This window comes from Bacillus sp. AFS012607, from assembly GCF_002558005.1.
Taxonomy (GTDB): Bacteria; Bacillota; Bacilli; order Bacillales; family Bacillaceae_G; genus Bacillus_A; species Bacillus_A thuringiensis_S.
On sequence record NZ_NTVM01000023.1, the window covers coordinates 85408 to 102998 of the forward strand.

Below are 17591 nucleotides of genomic sequence, written 5' to 3' on the forward strand. Positions count from 1 at the left end.
GAGGTGTAACTTTAGCTAAGAGAGCTAAAGAGCATATGTGGATATTTTAAAATTATTGATGGTAGTCATTCTTATTGGGTTAACAGCATTTTTTGTGGCTGTTGAATTTGCAATTATTAAGGTACGTAGCAGTCGTATTGATCAACTCGTTAGTGAAAAAAGACGAGGTGCACTGGCAGCTAAAAAGGTAACTTCAAATTTAGACGAGTATTTATCGGCCTGTCAGCTAGGTATTACAATTACTGCTTTAGGGCTCGGGTGGTTAGGGGAACCAACTATTAAACATTTACTCGAGCCGTTGTTTTTAAAATTACAATTCTCACCTGCAATTTCCAGTACAGTTTCATTTATTATTGCCTTTGCAGTAATTACATTTTTACATGTTGTCATTGGGGAACTTGCTCCAAAGACATTTGCTATACAAAAAGCAGAACAAGTTAGCTTATTGTTATCGAAACCACTTATTTATTTTTACCGAGTTATGTACCCGTTTATTTGGGCTTTAAATGGTTCAGCGAGGGTTGTAACTGGTTTATTCGGATTACATCCAGCTTCTGAACATGAAGTAGCTCATTCAGAAGAAGAATTAAGGTTAATCTTATCTGAGAGCTATGAGAGCGGAGAGATTAACCAAAGGGAATTTAAATATGTAAATAATATTTTTGAATTTGATAATAGAGTAGCAAAAGAAATTATGGTACCTCGTACGGAAGTTGTAGGCTTATATGAGGACGAACCATTTGAAACACATATTAAAGTCATCGCACAAGAAAAGTACACGAGATATCCTGTATTTGGTGAAGATAAAGATGAAATTATTGGGATGGTAAATGTAAAAGATTTATTTATTCGTTATATGGATGGTAATCGGGACGAGGAGTGCTCAATTATGCCATATACAAGGCCAGTTATTGAAGTGCTAGAAAATATTCCAATTCATGATTTACTGTTACAAATGCAAAGAAAACACATTCCATTAGCTGTATTATATGATGAATATGGTGGTACAGCAGGGATTGTTACACTAGAAGATATTTTAGAAGAAATTGTTGGAGAAATTCGAGATGAATACGATGAAGATGAGAATCCACCTATAGAGCATGTAAGTGAAGGATATAAAATCGTAGAGGGAAAAGTGCTTATTAGTGAAGTAAATGATTTGCTTGGCATACATTTAATTGCTGATGATGTAGATACAATTGGTGGCTGGATTATGGTACAAAAACAAATCGTTGCTGAAGGAGATGTTATTGAGAAACACGGTTTTTATTTTAAAGTCCTTGAAAAGGATATGCATCAAATTAAACGAGTGGAAATAAGGAAAGTAGAAGAATGATTTTCTATAAACTTTAATAAAAAGGATATACAGAAAAATAAATGTTTGCGCTTTCAAAAAAGGTGCTATATAGTGAAGGTGGATACTGAAAAATTCTTCTGAATGATACTCGTGTTTTTAGAGGGCGGATTTTTTGGATAAGGATTTAGAATGAAAAAGTATAGGTGATAAAAATGATAGCAACGAAGGATATACGTATAGAAAAAGATTTTTTAGGTGAAAAAGAAGTACCAAGTGCAGCTTATTATGGTGTACAAACATTACGTGCCGTAGAAAACTTCCCAATTACAGGATACCGCATTCATCCATCACTCATTACAGCAATGGCAATTGTGAAAAAAGCAGCGGCACTTGCGAATATAGATACTGGTTACTTAGCTAAAGACATTGGACATGAAATTGCAGAAGCAGCGCAAGAAATTGTTGATGGAAAGTTTCATGATCAATTTATCGTGGATCCTATTCAAGGCGGAGCCGGAACTTCTATTAATATGAATACAAATGAAGTAATTGCGAATAGAGCGTTAGAGCGTATGGGATATGAAAAAGGGGAATATGCGAAAATTAGCCCAAACACTCATGTGAACATGGCCCAATCAACGAACGATGCGTTTCCAACAGGGATTCATATTGCAACTCTTATGATGTTAGAAGAGCTTCTTATTACAATGGAAGAACTTCATTCTGCTTTTCGTAAAAAAGCAAAAGAGTTTGATCACGTTATTAAAATGGGACGCACACATTTACAAGATGCAGTTCCAATTCGCCTTGGACAAGAATTTGAAGCGTATAGCCGAGTGCTTGAGCGTGATATAAAAAGAATTAAACAGTCTCGTCAACATTTATATGAAGTGAATATGGGGGCGACAGCTGTTGGTACAGGATTAAATGCAAATCCTACGTATATTGAACAAGTGGTAAAACATTTAAGAACGTTTAGTGGATTCCCACTTGTTGGTGCAGAGCATTTAGTTGATGCAACGCAAAATACAGATGCATACACAGAAGTATCTGCAGCGCTTAAAGTATGTATGATGAACATGTCTAAAATTGCAAACGATCTTCGTATTATGGCGTCTGGTCCACGTGTTGGGTTAGCTGAAATTCAATTGCCAGCACGTCAGCCAGGTTCATCCATTATGCCAGGAAAAGTAAATCCAGTTATGGCAGAAGTAATTAACCAAGTCGCATTCCAAGTAATCGGAAACGATCATACAATTTGCTTAGCATCAGAAGCAGGGCAATTAGAGTTAAACGTAATGGAGCCTGTGCTTGTATTTAATTTAATTCAATCTATAAGCATTATGAATAATGGATTCCGTGTATTCCGTGAATATTGTATTGAAGGAATTACAGCAAATGAAGAATTGCTGAAGCAATATGTTGAGAAAAGTGTTGGAATTATTACAGCAGTTAATCCTCATATTGGTTATGAAGCAGCATCTCGTATTGCACGTGAAGCAATTGAAACAGGAAAATCTGTTAGGGAGTTATGTTTAGAACATGGTGTACTGACAGAAGAGGAATTGGATATTATTTTAGATCCATTCGAAATGACTCATCCTGAAATTGCTGGAGCTTCTTTATTAAAAAATAAAAAAATATAATGTGAAAAACACCGATCCATTTGGATCGGTGTTTTATTTTTAAAAGATATTAAACACAGCGTTTAATTGAAGTAAGCTAATAACAGCTAAGAAGATTAAACTGTATTTCATTGCTGTTTTAAATAGAGCAGATTCTTTACCAACTAGTCCAACTGCGGCACAAGCAACTGCTACAGATTGTGGTGAAACCATTTTTGCCATTGTACCACCTACCACGTTTAAGGCAACGAGTGTAGAAGGAACGATGTTTAATTGGTCTGCTGTTACTGCTTGAAGTGGTGCGAATAAAGAACCACTTGAAACTACTGAACCTGTAATGAATACGCCAATCCATCCTAAGATTGGAGAAAGAATTGGGAATGCATTACCAGTAGATGAGAATGCAAGTCCAAGTGTAGATGACATACCAGAGTAGTTCTCTACGTAAGCTAAAGCGATAACGCTACAAATTGTATATACTGGAGCTTTTAATTCTTTCATTGTTTCAATCATTAATTCTTTAACCATTTTACCTTTTACGCGGTAAACGATAAGTGAAACGATAATTGCTAGTACAATCGCAGTAGTTGTAGAAGAAAATACATCAAATTTGAAAACAGCTGCGAAAGGTGTATCAGCTTTTGTAATTGGTGTAGTTTTCATAACAGCATTATGAAGACCAGGGAACTGAATGTTAAATACTAAGTTTGCTAACGCACCATCTGGAGCAAATAAAGCTTTAATTGGTTTTAAATTAAAGATTGTTACAAATGCAGTTAAGAATACGAATGGAGACCAAGCATATAAAATTTGATTGAATGTATGTGATACTTTAGTTTCTTGTTTTTCTTCTTTAGTAGAAGATTTTGGTTGCCAAACACGTAAGAATAATGCAAGAGCAATCATACTTACAACGGCTGCGAAAATATTAGTAAGTTCTGCACCTAAGAAGTAAGTTACAGCGAATTGAGTAATAGCGAAAGAAACACCACTTACAAGAATACCTTGCCAAGTTTCTTTAATACCTTTAACTCCATCGACCATTGAAACAAGTAAGAAAGGTAAGATAATACTAATGAAAGGTAAAATAAGAACAGTTTGACGACCAATAGTTAATGCGTCAAGTTCAGTTAATTGTGCCGGTACTGTAACTGGAATACCCATAGCACCCATAGCACCACCAGCAATATTAGCTACTAAACAAATACCTGCTGCTTTTAATGGATTAAAGCCCATACCCACAAGTAGTGCAGCTGTAATAGCAACTGGAACCCCTAGACCAGCTGCGCCTTCTAAGAAAGCACCGAAAGAATAAGCAATTAATAATACTTGTAAACGTTGATCATTTGTAATGCTTGAAATACTATCGCGAATAATATTGAACTGCTCTGTTTTAACAGTTAATTTGTAAAGGAAAATTGCGGCGATAACGATAGTACAAATTGGATAAAATCCAGATAAAACACCGAATCCAGCAGATGCTACAGCTACTGTTGCTGGCATTTTATAAACAAATATTGCAAGAATAATAGCGACAATCACACTGTAAAGACCAGCGATATAACTTTTCATTTTCAGTACCATTAAACAAATGATGAAGCAGAAAATTGGAAGTGCTGCGATTAGTGCAGATAACCAAATACTGTTTAATGGATCATAAATTTGTGTCCAAGTACTCATAATAATGACAACTCCTATCTATTATATGTGAATAAATTCACATTATTTGTGAAACTATTCACAATCAACTTACATGCTTAGTATATTCTCCTTCAACACTATTGTCAACGTAAAAAAGTATAATTATTCCATAATAGTGTTAAAAGAAAAGCTTTGTTCATAAAGTAGACAAAAAACACACTCAAATGAATTTAAGTGTGCTGTATAAATTATTTGCATATTATTTTGCTTATTCAGATGGCATGTTCCCTATAGGTGTATATTAGATGCCGTCTCTTATCCCGCATTAACGGGCAGTAAGACCCACACCTCAAAATTCAGCGGAAGCAAAGAAGTTAGGTGGGGATCGGGCTGCCAGTAAACGCCCGGTTGGTGAGGGCTGATAATCAGTGGGGATGAACAAAAACCCTACTGATTAAAGTTTGATATATGCACTTATCTGTCCTGTTTGATTTAGTGAGAGAGGAACGGTGAGTGGATTTAATAGGAAGTTTTTCACAACAATTCAACCGCTTGCAATACGAATAAAAAATAAGAAACAAATTTTTAATACCATATCATCTCTTTTTACTGAAAATTCCTTTTAGCGTAACAAAGAGGTTAAGTATAGTTCAACTACATTACGATAGGTTATCAATTATAGACGATATTTTACAATACCGTTACTGTGCATTTCAATGAGGTGAAAATATAACAAAAAGCCTGATAAAACAACGTTTGTAAGCAAAGTATTCGTAGGCCATTATTTTGCTTTTTCGTTATATCATATAGTATAATATTCAAAATCAGCAAGGATTTTTTCCTGAATTTTTGCTGATGAAGATGGAAAAAATTTTCGGCTTTATAGGTTGATAAAGTTATGTCGTAACAGGAAATATAAGAACAGATATATAAATAAATAAAAAGAACATAAAAACGCAAATAAAAACGAAAATGAGGGGAACTTTATGAACCAAAATCAATTCGAATGTCGTATTTCAGAAGAAGATGTACAAATGTTAAGAGCGTTAGCTCACCCACTTCGTCTACGTCTAGTAATGGAACTTATGCAAAGAGGAACATGTAATGTAACACAACTACAGGAAGTGTTAGAAATTCCGCAATCAACGGTTTCACAACATTTAACGAAGTTAAAGCAAAATAAAGTAGTGCGCTTTGAAAGACGAGGATTAGAAGTGTATTATCAAATCCATAATGATAAAGTAAGTGCGGTAGTAAAAACATTATTTTCTTAAAATTTGAATATTATGGAAAAAGACGTGTAGAATATACGTCTTTTTTTATTTGTCAGAAAGGTAGCGAGAGAGTAAATATTAGCATGTGAGGAAGAAATGACTATTAATCAACATGCTACCTTACCGAATATATTCTAAAAGGAAAAGAAAAAATAGAAAGGAGTGTAGTAAGCAAAAGGAGGGATAGTAGTATGGATGTGAAACGTGTGAAACAAATCTTATCTTCTTCAAGTAGAATTGACGTTACATATGAGGGCGTACCAGTATGGATTGAGAGCTGTGATGAGCAGAAGGGGAGTGCTCAAGTGTATGATGTATCTAATCCTGGTGAGAGCGTTCATGTGGACGTGACAGCTTTAGAGGAGAAATAATAAAAAAGACGCTTCTAATTTTAGAAGCGTCTTTTTGTTATTCCATCATATGTGCAATTTTCTTAGAGAACATAAGAAGTACTAATCCCAGTACAATTACGATAATACCGATGCTTGCGAATACTTCTAAATATCCTAAAGATTGAGTGAAAGCGGCTAATTGTCCTGCTAATAAGTTTGCGAAGCCAGTACCAGCTAACCATACACCCATTAATAATGACGCTAGTTTAACAGGAGCGATTGCACTTACCATAGATAATCCGATTGGTGATAAGAATAACTCACCGATTGTGTGGAACATGTAAGTGAATACAATGAATAGTAAGTTTGCTTTCATTGTAATGTTACCTTCATCGCTACCAGTTTTTAAAACAGCTAAAGTTAGAACTAAATATCCAATCCCTAGTAAAATCATACCTAATGCCATTTTTGTTGGGATTTTCAAATCACCATTTTTTGTTTTTGAAAGCTTAATCCATAACGCAGAAACAGGTAATGCTAGTAAGATAATGAATAGTGGGTTTACAGATTGGAACCAAGGTGTTGGAATTGTAAATCCAACAATTGTACGATCTACGAACTTATCTGTGTAAAGTGTTAAAGAGCTACCAGCTTGTTCAAATCCTGCCCAGAAGAATACAACGAAACAAGTTAAAATTAAAATTGCAACAGTACGTTTTTTCTCTTGTGGTGTTAAAGGTTTTTTCTCAACAGCTTTTGCATTTTGTTCTTTAGATTTTTTACCCACAACTGTTGTTCCAGCTGATCCTAAGTAACGAGGTGCTAATAAGTTAAATGCAATTTGTCCAATAATCATACCGATACAAGCTGTTAAGAAACCGTATCTATAATCTGCGAAGTAACCGCAAATGAATGGAGCGATAAGAGCTCCTAAGTTAATCCCCATGTAGAAGATAGTGAAGGCACTATCACGACGAGAATCGTTGTCGCTATATAATTGACCTAATAAAGTCGAAATATTCGGTTTGAAGAATCCGTTACCAATAACTAATAATCCTAATCCTAAAAATAGTCCAGTTTTCGTATTCATTGAAAATAGTACGAAGTTACCAATTGCCATGATGATACCACCAATAGTAATGGCATGTCGCTTCGTAATGAAATGGTCAGTTAACCAACCACCAATAATAGGTGTGAAATATACAAGCATTGTGAAAATACCGTAAATTTGAACTGCAACTGCTTTATCAAATCCTAAACCGCCGCTTACTAAGCTCGTTGTTAAATAAAGAACTAATAAGCCACGCATTCCGTAATAACTAAATCTTTCCCATGCCTCTGTAAAGAACAACAAGTATAACCCTGGTGGATGTTTTTTTGGTGATTGTTGCTCTCCAGCTTTGTCTAATTTTAAAGCTGCATCCATGTTTGTTTCCCCCTAATCCTGTATAACGGATATTTATGTAATCATTTTAATTTACAAAATATTTAGAAGTCAATAGAATTATATGGAAATAGAAAGAAAATTTCTGAAAAAGTTCTATTTTTCTTCGACCGTTACTGTATTTTGCCCTGAAAACAAGATGATAAGCGTTTTCAAATGTAATAATTGAATTCTAAAAGAAAATAAAATAGTGATTAATCAGAAAATTTAGATTAAAATATTTATTCCGATATAAAGAAAATATATTCTATTTACTTTCTCAATATAACATATTGGGAATAAAAATACAAAACGAAATAATGTGACATTTAAGTGAATTGAAAAATAACCAGCTCCATAGAAGGGAGCTGGTTAAGGAAATATTATTTAACAAAGCGTTTTTCGATGTCATCTAATAGTAGGTTAGCGGCCATTACGCCACCAGCTGTATTCCAAATAACGTCATCAACTTTGTATGCTTTACCATTTTTTACTGCATTTAAATTTTTAAATAGCGGATCATTAATATATTCTTTTTCTAATTCAGATCCTTTTTTCTCATTTCCTTTATCGAATGTGAAGTAGAATAATACGTCACCATCCATTGCAGAAATACGCTCTTTAGATACGTTACGCTCTGCAAAATCATCTTTGTTTTGATCTCCAGGACGTTTAAATCCAAGTTCTTTTAAAATAACACCAGAGAATGTATCACCATGATAAATACGAACATCACCAGGCATGAAACGAACCATAGAGATTTCTTGATTTACTTTATCGCCAAGTTTGCCTTTTAAATCTTTCATACGTGATTCGTAATCAGCTACAACTTTTTGACCTTCTTTTTCTTTATTTAATGCTTTTGCATAAAATTTGAAGTTATCTTTCCATTCACCACGTAATGTTTCTGAGAACACAGTAGGTGCAATTGCTTTTAGTTGTTCGTACACTTTTTCGTGACGCATTTTGTTACCGATAATTAAGTCTGGTTTTAAAGAAGCAATTGTTTCAACGTTAACTTGTCCTTCATCACCAACAACTTTTACATCTTTCATTTTATCCTTAATATGTGGATACCATGGGTCACCAGTCCAAGACTTTACAGCACCAACTGGTTTCACACCTAATTCAAGTAAAGCTTCAGTTCCTTCATTTGTTAAGATAACTACACGTTTTGGATTAGCAGGAACTTCTGTTTTACCCATTGCATGTTCTACAGTAACCACTTCTTTTTTATTATCTTCTTTTGTAGATTCTTCTTTGTTACTTGATTTTCCACAAGCGCTTAAAAGCATTGAAAATGCTAGTAAAAATACAAATACTGTAAACGATTTCTTCCGCATGAAATTCATTATGTACCCCCTACATGTTGAGAATATTTTTCAATAGCAAGCATGATATTAAGCCTTTATCTTTTAATTGTCAATATATATGGGTGAAAATAATTCTCATTTCCGTTGACAATAAGAATTAAGTTGAAATACACTAACAACGTATCATTATACATTGAAGGGGAAACGCTGCATGTTATTAAAAACAAATCGAGCAAAAGGGATTGGATTATTTGTTGGAATCATTGCAGTCGTTATTTGTATTTGGGGAAGTATTATTTTCGGATATACAAATACGAGTTGGAAACTAGCATTGGATGCTTTTTTCCATTTTAACGGTTCCAATGAACATATTATTATTCAAAATGTACGTCTGCCTAGGGCGTTAATTGCAGCTAGTGTTGGTGCTAGTTTAGCCATTGCTGGTTGTCTTATGCAAACTTTAACTAAGAATCCACTTGCTTCTCCAGATTTTATTGGATTAAATTCAGGTGCTGCGTTCTTCATAGTTGTAGCAATTGTAATCTTTTCAGTAACATCATTATCAGCTTTCACATGGATCGCCTTTTTAGGAGCGGCGGTTGCAGCTGTGCTTGTATTTGCTTCTAGTTCTTTAGGAAAAGAAGGGACTACTCCTCTTAAGTTAACGTTAGCAGGGGTCGCAATTAGTGCGTTATTTTCATCATTAACACAAGGATTACTTGTGTTAAATGAAAAAGCACTTGAAGAGGTATTATTTTGGCTTGCTGGATCTGTGCAAGGGCGAAAGTTAGAAATTTTACAATCTGTATTCCCATATTTATTAATAGGATGGATTGCATCTCTTATTATGGCAGGAAAAGTAAATACATTGATGATGGGAGAAGACGTCGCGAAAGGACTTGGACAACGAACAATTTTAATGAAATCATTCGTGTTACTTATTATTGTACTGTTGTCTGGTGGTTCAGTTGCGGTTGCTGGCCCAATTGGATTTATTGGGATTATTACTCCGCATTTTGCTAGATTTCTTGTTGGAGTTGACCACAGATGGAGAGTGCCTTATAGCGGATTGTTAGGTGCAATACTACTAATATTGGCTGATATAGCAGCAAGATATGTCATTATGCCACAAGAAGTACCAGTAGGAGTTATGACAGCATTTATTGGAGCACCGTTCTTTATTTATATTGCACGTAAGAGAGGGCTTAGCAAATGAAGAAATATATTCCGTTTCGTATAGGAAAAGGCGAGCTCTCGTTTTTAATGTATAAACGAGCTTGTCTCGTCTTGTTAAGTTTACTACTTGTTTTAATAGGATTATTCTTTGCGAGCGCAGGTATGGGAGACATGAAAATTGCTCCTTATGACGTATGGCAAGCAATTACCGGAAATGGCGATGCGATGTCAAACATGGTTGTAAATAAGTTTCGTATGCCGCGTATTTTAATTGCTATCCTCGTAGGAATTGCGCTCGCGGTAGCGGGCTGTATTTTACAAGGGCTTGTTCGAAATCCACTTGCTTCTCCTGATATCATCGGGATTACGGGCGGGGCAAGTGTTGCAGTTGTATTATTTTTAGCGCTATTTAGTGATAAAAATAATGCACTAACGGTAAGTATTCATTATATGCCGCTCGCAGCTTTTGCAGGAGCAACGATTGTAGCGGTTTTTGTATACTTATTTGCATGGCAAAATGATGGATTATCACCAATTAGTCTCGTTTTAATTGGTGTTGGATTCTGGGCATTAACGAAGGCTGCGACAACATTATTTATGTTGCTAGCACCAATTTATCAAGCGAGCCAAGCAAATGTATGGATTACGGGTACCGTTTATGGCTCTTCTTGGCAAAATGTTATGGTACTTGCGCCTTGGGTTCTCATTTTAACAGTAATATCATTTATCGCAGCTAGGCATTTAAATGCACAAGAGCTAGGGGATGATATAGCGGTAGGACTTGGGGTTCCTTTAACGAAGTCGCGTGTATTTATGCTATTACTTAGTACAGCTTTAATTGGTGGTGCGGTAGCTTTTGCCGGAGGGATTGGATTTGTCGGTTTAATGGCACCTCATATTTCACGAAGATTGGTTGGTTCTTTATACGGTGCATTACTCCCAGTTGCAGCTATTGTCGGTGCAATTCTAGTACTTGCTGCAGATTTAATAGGGCGTACAATTTTCACGTCACTTGAAATTCCAGCAGGGGTATTTACATCAGCAATTGGTGCACCTTATTTTATTTATTTACTTTATAAAAGTCGGAATTCATAAAGGGAGATGAATATGCAAAAAGCATTGGAGACGAAACGCTTGACGTTGTCTTATGGTGAAACAAGTATTATTGATGAGTTGAATTTAGAAATTCCAAAAGGCGAAATTACAATCTTTATCGGCTCTAACGGTTGCGGGAAATCAACTTTATTACGTTCACTAGCTAGATTATTAAAACCAACAACTGGTGATATTTTGTTAGATAATCAAGCCATTCAAAGTATGCAAACGAAGCAAATCGCTCGTCAAATGGCGATTTTACCGCAAGGACCACAAGCACCAGAAGGACTTACAGTATTACAACTTGTAAAGCAAGGGCGTTATCCATACCAAACATGGCTGAAGCAATGGTCAGAAAAAGACGAGGAAATGGTACAGAAAGCACTTGCAGCGACAGGTATGACAGAATTTGCTGAGCGTGATGTGCATGCTCTTTCAGGTGGGCAACGTCAACGTGCTTGGATCGCAATGACACTTGCACAAGATACAGATATCATTTTACTGGATGAGCCCACTACATACTTAGATATGACTCACCAAATTGAAGTGCTGGATTTATTATTCGAATTAAATGAAACAGAACAAAGAACAATTGTTATGGTATTACATGATCTAAATTTAGCATGCCGCTATGCAGATAACATTGTAGCAATTCAAGATAAACAAATATATGCACAAGGTAAACCTGAAGAAGTGGTAGATGAGAAACTAGTACGTGATGTATTCCGAATGGAGTGTCAAATTAGTACGGATCCGTTGTTTGGAACACCGCTTTGTATCCCGCATGGAAGAGGAAGACGTGTAGTTAAAGAAGTTGCTCAGGCGATAAGATAAAAAAACGATGAGTGATTCATCGTTTTTTTTTTATTTGGTACAAGAAAATAAGAGGAAGAGAGGAATTCGTAAGCGACGTTTATACTCTTCTTCATTTTGAAAATAGATTGGATTTGGTGTAGCTTCTTTTAATGATGTAATGGTAAATCCAGCTTGCTGTAATAATGTGAAATACTCTTCCGTTGTACGATGATATTTAATAACTTCTTGGTCAATCCATGGTTCAACCCGTTTGCCTAGTTTAAAATAATCATCGACGAGCCAACTCGTTCTTTTACCACTTGTTTGTAAGCTTTCAAATGAAGAAGTAATAACGGGATGTTGAACGCTAAAGGTAAAGGTGCCATTTGTTTTTAAAGTTTGAAACACATTTTGAAAAATGGTATCAAGATGTTCAATATAATGTAAGGCGAGTCTAGATGTTACTAAATCAAAAGTGGAAGAGGGATAGGTATAATCTTTGAGGTTTAAAAAATGAACAGATCCATTTTTATTTTCTAGTTGATTTTTAGCTTTTTCATACATAAGTTCGGAGCCTTCAATGCCAGTGTAAGAGTAGCATCCCTTTTCTAATAATTCCGCACCAAACTTAGCGTCACCACAGCCTAAATCGAGAATTTGTTTTCCTTGCACATGACCAATGAGCTGAAAGAATACTGGTTTTTCAATGGATTCATTTGGGCTATTTTCTCGGTATCTTCGTTTCATATATTGTTCGAAAAATGCTGTGTTATTGTATACATCAGATTCTGTAAATGCCATGTTTGAAACCTCCCAAAATATTTTTTTAATTCTATCAAATATGAAAAGTAAATGATAGATTTATTATAATGAATCATATATAATCTAAAATTGTAAGCGGTTACTTTAAACTATTTTTCTATAATAAATTCTGAAAACGTGTTAAGCTAGTAGAGGGATTATTAGAACTATTAAGACAATAATCCGCTTACATGAACGATGGGAGGCTTCACGATGTCTAGTAAAACACTTGCAAAATTTTTAGAAGAAAATTTAGAGGATTTAAAATCAAAGGGGCTTTATAACGTAATTGATCCGCTTGAGAGTTCAAATGGACCAATCATTACAATTGGCGGAAAAGAATATATTAACTTATCTTCAAACAACTATCTTGGATTAGCAACAGATAGCCGTTTGCAAGAAGCAGCAATTGGTGCAATTCATAAGTACGGTGTTGGGGCAGGAGCTGTTCGTACAATTAACGGTACTTTAGATTTGCATATTAAATTAGAAGAGACAATTGCAAAGTTTAAACATACAGAAGCGGCAATTGCTTACCAATCAGGATTTAACTGTAATATGGCAGCGATTTCAGCTGTTATGGATAAAAATGATGCAATTCTTTCAGACGAATTAAACCATGCTTCTATTATTGATGGTAGTCGTCTATCAAAGGCAAAAATTATTGTTTATAAACATTCTGATATGGAAGATTTACGCCAAAAAGCAATCGCGGCGAAAGAATCGGGTCTTTACAATAAATTAATGGTAATTACAGACGGTGTCTTCTCAATGGATGGAGATGTTGCAAAACTACCAGAAATTGTTGAGATTGCAGAAGAATTAGATTTAATGACATATGTAGACGATGCACACGGTTCAGGTGTACTTGGAAAAGGTGCAGGAACTGTAAAGCACTTCGGTCTATCTGATAAAGTTGATTTCCAAATTGGTACATTATCAAAAGCAATTGGGGTAATTGGTGGATATGTAGCAGGGAAACAAAACTTAATTGACTGGTTAAAAGTTCGTTCACGTCCATTCTTATTCTCTACAGCATTAACACCAGCTGATGCAGCAGCTTGCATGAGATCAATTGAAATCTTAATGGAAAGCACAGAGTTACATGATCGTTTATGGGAAAATGGCCGCTACTTAAAACAAGGATTAAAAGAACTTGGCTTTAACATTGGGGAAAGTGAAACGCCAATTACACCTTGTATTATTGGGGACGAAGTGTTAACACAAGAATTTAGTAAGCGTCTAAATGAAGAAGGTGTATACGCAAAATCTATTGTGTTCCCAACTGTAGCAAAAGGAAAAGGTCGTGTTCGTAATATGCCTACAGCAGCTCATACGAAAGAAATGTTAGATGAAGCAATTCGTAAGTATGAAAAAGTAGGAAAAGAAATGGGCATCATTTAAGTAAGGGCATCTTTTGAATAGCTTGCAAATGAGGAGTGGGGAAAATGAAAAAAATTCTAGTAACCGGTTCTTTAGGGCAAATTGGTTCTGAACTAGTAATGAAACTTCGTGATGTATACGGCGCATCAAATGTTATTGCAACAGATATTCGTGAAACAGATAGTGAAGTAGTAAAGTCTGGTCCGTTTGAAACGTTAGATGTAACAGATGGACAAAAATTACATGATATTGCAAAGCATAATGAAGTAGATACAATTATTCATTTAGCAGCTTTACTTTCAGCAACAGCAGAAAAAAATCCGTTATTCGCATGGAACTTAAATATGGGCGGACTTGTAAATGCATTAGAAGCAGCTCGTGAATTAAACTGTAAGTTCTTCACGCCAAGTTCGATCGGTGCATTCGGTCCATCGACGCCAAAAGATAATACACCGCAAGATACAATTCAGCGTCCTACTACGATGTATGGGGTAAACAAAGTAGCAGGAGAATTACTATGTGATTATTATCATCAAAAGTTTGGCGTAGATACGCGCGGTGTCCGTTTCCCAGGTTTAATTTCTTACGTAGCTCCTCCAGGAGGCGGAACGACTGATTATGCAGTTGAAATTTATTATGAGGCGATTAAAAAAGGTGCATACACCTCATACATTGCTGAAGGAACGTACATGGACATGATGTATATGCCTGATGCTTTACAAGCGATCATTTCATTAATGGAAGCTGATCCAAGTAAGCTAGTGCATAGAAATGCATTTAACATTACGGCAATGAGTTTTGAGCCAGAGCAAATTGCAGCATCAATTCGTAAACACATTCCGACGTTTACAATGGATTATGCAGTAGATTCAGCTCGTCAAACAATCGCTGATAGTTGGCCAAACTCTATTGACGCAACTGCAGCAATGAAAGAGTGGGGCTTTAAAGCAGAATACGATTTAGACAAAATGACAACGGACATGTTGGCTAAGTTAAAAAAAAAGCTCACAGCTGAGTTAGTGATGAATTAATAGGAAGAGTCGATTCTTAGGAATCGGCTCTTCATTATTTTTGGGAGGACAGAAGTCTTATGCAAAGAGTAGATGTCGTATACGCACTAATACATGACGAGGAAACAGATAAAATATTAATGGTACATAATGCAGAACAAAACGTTTGGTCATTGCCAGGTGGGGCTGTGGAAAAAGGTGAAATATTAGAGGAAGCACTAATAAGAGAAGTGAAAGAAGAGACAGGTTTAATTGCTACGTTAGGTGGACTTGTTGCGATCAATGAAAAATTCTTTGAGGAATCAGGGAATCATGCACTATTTTTTACATTCCGAGCGAATGTAGTAAAAGGTGAACTTATTGCGGAAGATGAAGGTGAAATTTCTGCAATAGAGTGGGTGGATCGAACAATTGCGAATGAGCGCTTCCCATACTATGACGGAGGATTTGAATCCTTATTAGAAGTAGCCATTCCATATAAGTTTCAACCAGAAACAAAGTAATTGAATGAAAAAACAGGAGCCACAAGGCTCCTATCTTCTATTCAATCGTCTTCAGTAATAATTTTTTCAGTAATGGTTTAATCTTCAATCGTAAATCTTCAGCATGATTTGCAACTAAGAAGTGATGGTTATAAATGTTCTTCATCAATTGATAAGTTGCTTCTTTTGCCTCGCCTTCTTCGATGAAGATACCGATTACTTCCATGCCACTTTTACGCGCGAGTTTAACAGCTTCATGCGTATCTAAAATTCCATCTTGTTGATAGTCTAGCGCAGAAGGCTCACCATCTGTGAAGACTAGTAAGAATTTATGTTTCTCAGGTCTTTTTGCAAGCTTTTCAGAAACGATACGAATAATATATCCGTCGCGGTTATCTTCTTCTTCACGAAGTTGCATAATTTCCGGACCAACGTTTGGTAACGTTGAGTTTTTATAATTTACAACTTCATGGATAACGTTCGGCTTATCTTCAGGTTTAGCGCTAGAGGCATCTTCCCAAAATCCGCTAATAGCGTGCGGGATTTTTAAAGATTTTAAAGCTTCATGGAATAGTACAACACTCTTCTTCGTCTCTTCCATTTTGTTATACATAGAACCAGAACAGTCAACTAACAGTTGGAATGCAACATCGAGTTCTTGTGACTCTTGTCCTTTTTTATAAAACATACGCGGTTGTTTTTCGGTATAAATACGAAGGAATTTTTTGCGAAGCCTTCCGTAATATTTATCACTATTCGCATTCGTTTTATTTTCAATCGTTTTTTCGATAATTTTCTTTAATTCTTTTACATCTTTATTGACGACTGATTTGATAGCTTGGTAATCTTTTTTCTCATCGATATTTGCTTTGCGAGCTTCTTTAAATGTATGAGAAGCACCTACATTATACTTACCGTATGCACCGTCGTGCTGGCTAGAAGCGTGTGAAGCTCTTGCTTCTTCTGTATCAGCGCCATCAAAGTTGGATTGTGTACTTTTTTGAGAAGTACCTTGTACAGAACCAAGTGCTTGGTCGCCATCTTCTGATTCACGAGCAGTATCGCCCATCATGTTTGTTTTTGTTCCGCTTTCTAATTCAAAGCGTAAAAAGTTCTCGTTTTCGTTATTTTTATTTTCACGATGCCATGTGGAGAAACTTTCATCCATTTTGTTTTTATTTTCATCGTCATCTATAAGCTGTGTATCATCATTTGCTAAATCTTCGACGCGACAGTTCTTTTCGTCTGCAAGAACAGATAAGTAAAGTGGAGCATGTCCGAAATAGTTGTTAAGCATATCACTTTCAAGAAGCGCCTCTAAGCGATAGCGAATTTTCTCAACGACATACATAATATCTTCTGTATTACGTGCTTGGAATGTTTCATGTAAAATCGCTTCAATTTGCTCAAAATATTCATTATTAAACATTTCATATTTATCGCTCGTTAATGAAAGATAGCATAGGCAAAACAAACGATCACCGTGATAATTACGAACGCGGTTTATTTCATTTTGAGAGCCGAAATAATTGCGGTACATTTCTTTTCGGCGTTTAAAAATATGCTTCGTGCCAGGACGTAAGTTCTTTACGATTTCCTCAACGCGTAAATCTTCTAATAGAACAAATAATTGTGTTAAAAACTTTTTTAGGGGCGATTCTTGCAATTCAATCGCATAAGAACGAATTAAAGTCATGTCCGAGTAATGTTTATTACCAAGTGCTTTTAAGAACACTTCGCTTTTTAATCCGATTACTGTATCTTCTTCTTTTCGATCATCCCAAAAGTGACTAATGACAACTTTCTTTTCAATTTCGTCGTAGTATGCTTTATAGCCATATTCAAGATAGGCATCGTCTTCTTTTAGAAGGGCATACATTAAGTTTTCCATTTGTAGAAACAGCGACGCATCAATTTTTTTGTCACTAAAAATTTGTCTCATAA

The 17591-nt window shown here is 35.6% G+C and carries 15 protein-coding genes; 10 read left to right on the forward strand and 5 right to left on the reverse strand.

Annotation, left to right across the window (positions count from 1 at the left end):
* Positions 1 to 37: 37 nt before the first annotated feature.
* Positions 38 to 1336: a hemolysin family protein gene (locus CN409_RS24435; RefSeq protein ID WP_000353320.1), complete on the forward strand. Its 1299-nt coding sequence runs from the start codon at positions 38 to 40 to the stop codon at positions 1334 to 1336.
* Positions 1337 to 1509: 173 nt separating this feature from the next.
* On the forward strand, positions 1510 to 2943 hold the full coding sequence (gene aspA / locus CN409_RS24440) for an aspartate ammonia-lyase (protein ID WP_000562136.1): 1434 nt from the start codon (positions 1510 to 1512) through the stop codon (positions 2941 to 2943).
* Between the two features lie 39 nt (positions 2944 to 2982).
* Here aspA and CN409_RS24445 read toward each other — a convergent pair whose 3' ends face one another.
* Positions 2983 to 4602 (reverse strand): L-lactate permease, encoded by a 1620-nt coding sequence (locus CN409_RS24445; protein ID WP_097981458.1) that lies wholly within the window; start codon positions 4600 to 4602, stop codon positions 2983 to 2985.
* A gap of 947 nt (positions 4603 to 5549) precedes the next feature.
* Here CN409_RS24445 and CN409_RS24450 point away from each other — a divergent pair.
* Both CN409_RS24450 and CN409_RS24455 read left to right on the forward strand, forming a co-directional pair.
* A complete protein-coding gene (locus CN409_RS24450) occupies positions 5550 to 5837 on the forward strand; it encodes an ArsR/SmtB family transcription factor (RefSeq protein WP_001075219.1) in 288 nt (95 codons plus the stop codon).
* 191 nt (positions 5838 to 6028) lie between these two features.
* Complete coding sequence (locus CN409_RS24455) at positions 6029 to 6208, forward strand: acid-soluble spore protein H (protein ID WP_000382679.1); 180 nt, start codon at positions 6029 to 6031, stop codon at positions 6206 to 6208.
* 37 nt (positions 6209 to 6245) lie between these two features.
* On the opposite strand, the gene CN409_RS24460 is transcribed toward CN409_RS24455, so the two are convergent.
* Together CN409_RS24460 and CN409_RS24465 are read right to left on the reverse strand one after the other, a co-directional pair.
* Positions 6246 to 7595 carry a peptide MFS transporter gene (locus tag CN409_RS24460; RefSeq protein ID WP_097981456.1) on the reverse strand — a complete coding sequence of 450 codons (1350 nt, stop codon included), beginning with the start codon at positions 7593 to 7595 and terminating at the stop codon, positions 6246 to 6248.
* A 380-nt stretch (positions 7596 to 7975) separates the two neighbouring features.
* Positions 7976 to 8944 carry an ABC transporter substrate-binding protein gene (locus tag CN409_RS24465; RefSeq protein ID WP_001010281.1) on the reverse strand — a complete coding sequence of 323 codons (969 nt, stop codon included), beginning with the start codon at positions 8942 to 8944 and terminating at the stop codon, positions 7976 to 7978.
* Between the two features lie 172 nt (positions 8945 to 9116).
* Here CN409_RS24465 and CN409_RS24470 point away from each other — a divergent pair, with 172 nt between their 5' ends.
* Genes CN409_RS24470 through CN409_RS24480 form a run of 3 tightly spaced genes read left to right on the forward strand, consistent with a single transcriptional unit; the run spans position 9117 to position 12010 of the window.
* Positions 9117 to 10121 carry a FecCD family ABC transporter permease gene (locus tag CN409_RS24470; RefSeq protein ID WP_000925213.1) on the forward strand — a complete coding sequence of 335 codons (1005 nt, stop codon included), beginning with the start codon at positions 9117 to 9119 and terminating at the stop codon, positions 10119 to 10121.
* Entirely contained in the window at positions 10118 to 11176 is a 1059-nt protein-coding gene (locus CN409_RS24475; RefSeq protein ID WP_097981455.1) for a FecCD family ABC transporter permease, read from the forward strand. Before CN409_RS24470 ends, CN409_RS24475 begins: the two co-directional genes overlap by 4 nt.
* Positions 11177 to 11188: 12 nt before the next feature.
* Positions 11189 to 12010: an ABC transporter ATP-binding protein gene (locus tag CN409_RS24480; RefSeq protein WP_001167972.1), complete on the forward strand. Its 822-nt coding sequence runs from the start codon at positions 11189 to 11191 to the stop codon at positions 12008 to 12010.
* A gap of 30 nt (positions 12011 to 12040) precedes the next feature.
* Here CN409_RS24480 and CN409_RS24485 read toward each other — a convergent pair whose 3' ends face one another.
* Positions 12041 to 12772 carry a class I SAM-dependent DNA methyltransferase gene (locus tag CN409_RS24485; protein WP_000885973.1) on the reverse strand — a complete coding sequence of 244 codons (732 nt, stop codon included), beginning with the start codon at positions 12770 to 12772 and terminating at the stop codon, positions 12041 to 12043.
* 213 nt (positions 12773 to 12985) lie between these two features.
* Here CN409_RS24485 and CN409_RS24490 point away from each other — a divergent pair, with 213 nt between their 5' ends.
* From CN409_RS24490 to CN409_RS24500, 3 genes are read left to right on the forward strand one after another with little or no spacing between them, the layout of a single operon-like run.
* The gene (locus CN409_RS24490) at positions 12986 to 14176 is read left to right on the forward strand and encodes a glycine C-acetyltransferase (protein ID WP_000095903.1); all 1191 of its coding nucleotides are present in this window, start codon (positions 12986 to 12988) and stop codon (positions 14174 to 14176) included.
* A 44-nt stretch (positions 14177 to 14220) separates the two neighbouring features.
* Positions 14221 to 15186: an L-threonine 3-dehydrogenase gene (locus tag CN409_RS24495; RefSeq protein WP_000723120.1), complete on the forward strand. Its 966-nt coding sequence runs from the start codon at positions 14221 to 14223 to the stop codon at positions 15184 to 15186.
* Between the two features lie 59 nt (positions 15187 to 15245).
* Positions 15246 to 15668 carry an NUDIX hydrolase gene (locus tag CN409_RS24500; protein ID WP_001189930.1) on the forward strand — a complete coding sequence of 141 codons (423 nt, stop codon included), beginning with the start codon at positions 15246 to 15248 and terminating at the stop codon, positions 15666 to 15668.
* 37 nt (positions 15669 to 15705) lie between these two features.
* Here the strand turns inward: CN409_RS24500 and CN409_RS24505 are convergent, their stop codons facing one another.
* Positions 15706 to 17589 carry a vWA domain-containing protein gene (locus tag CN409_RS24505; protein WP_001248845.1) on the reverse strand — a complete coding sequence of 628 codons (1884 nt, stop codon included), beginning with the start codon at positions 17587 to 17589 and terminating at the stop codon, positions 15706 to 15708.
* Positions 17590 to 17591 lie beyond the last annotated feature (2 nt).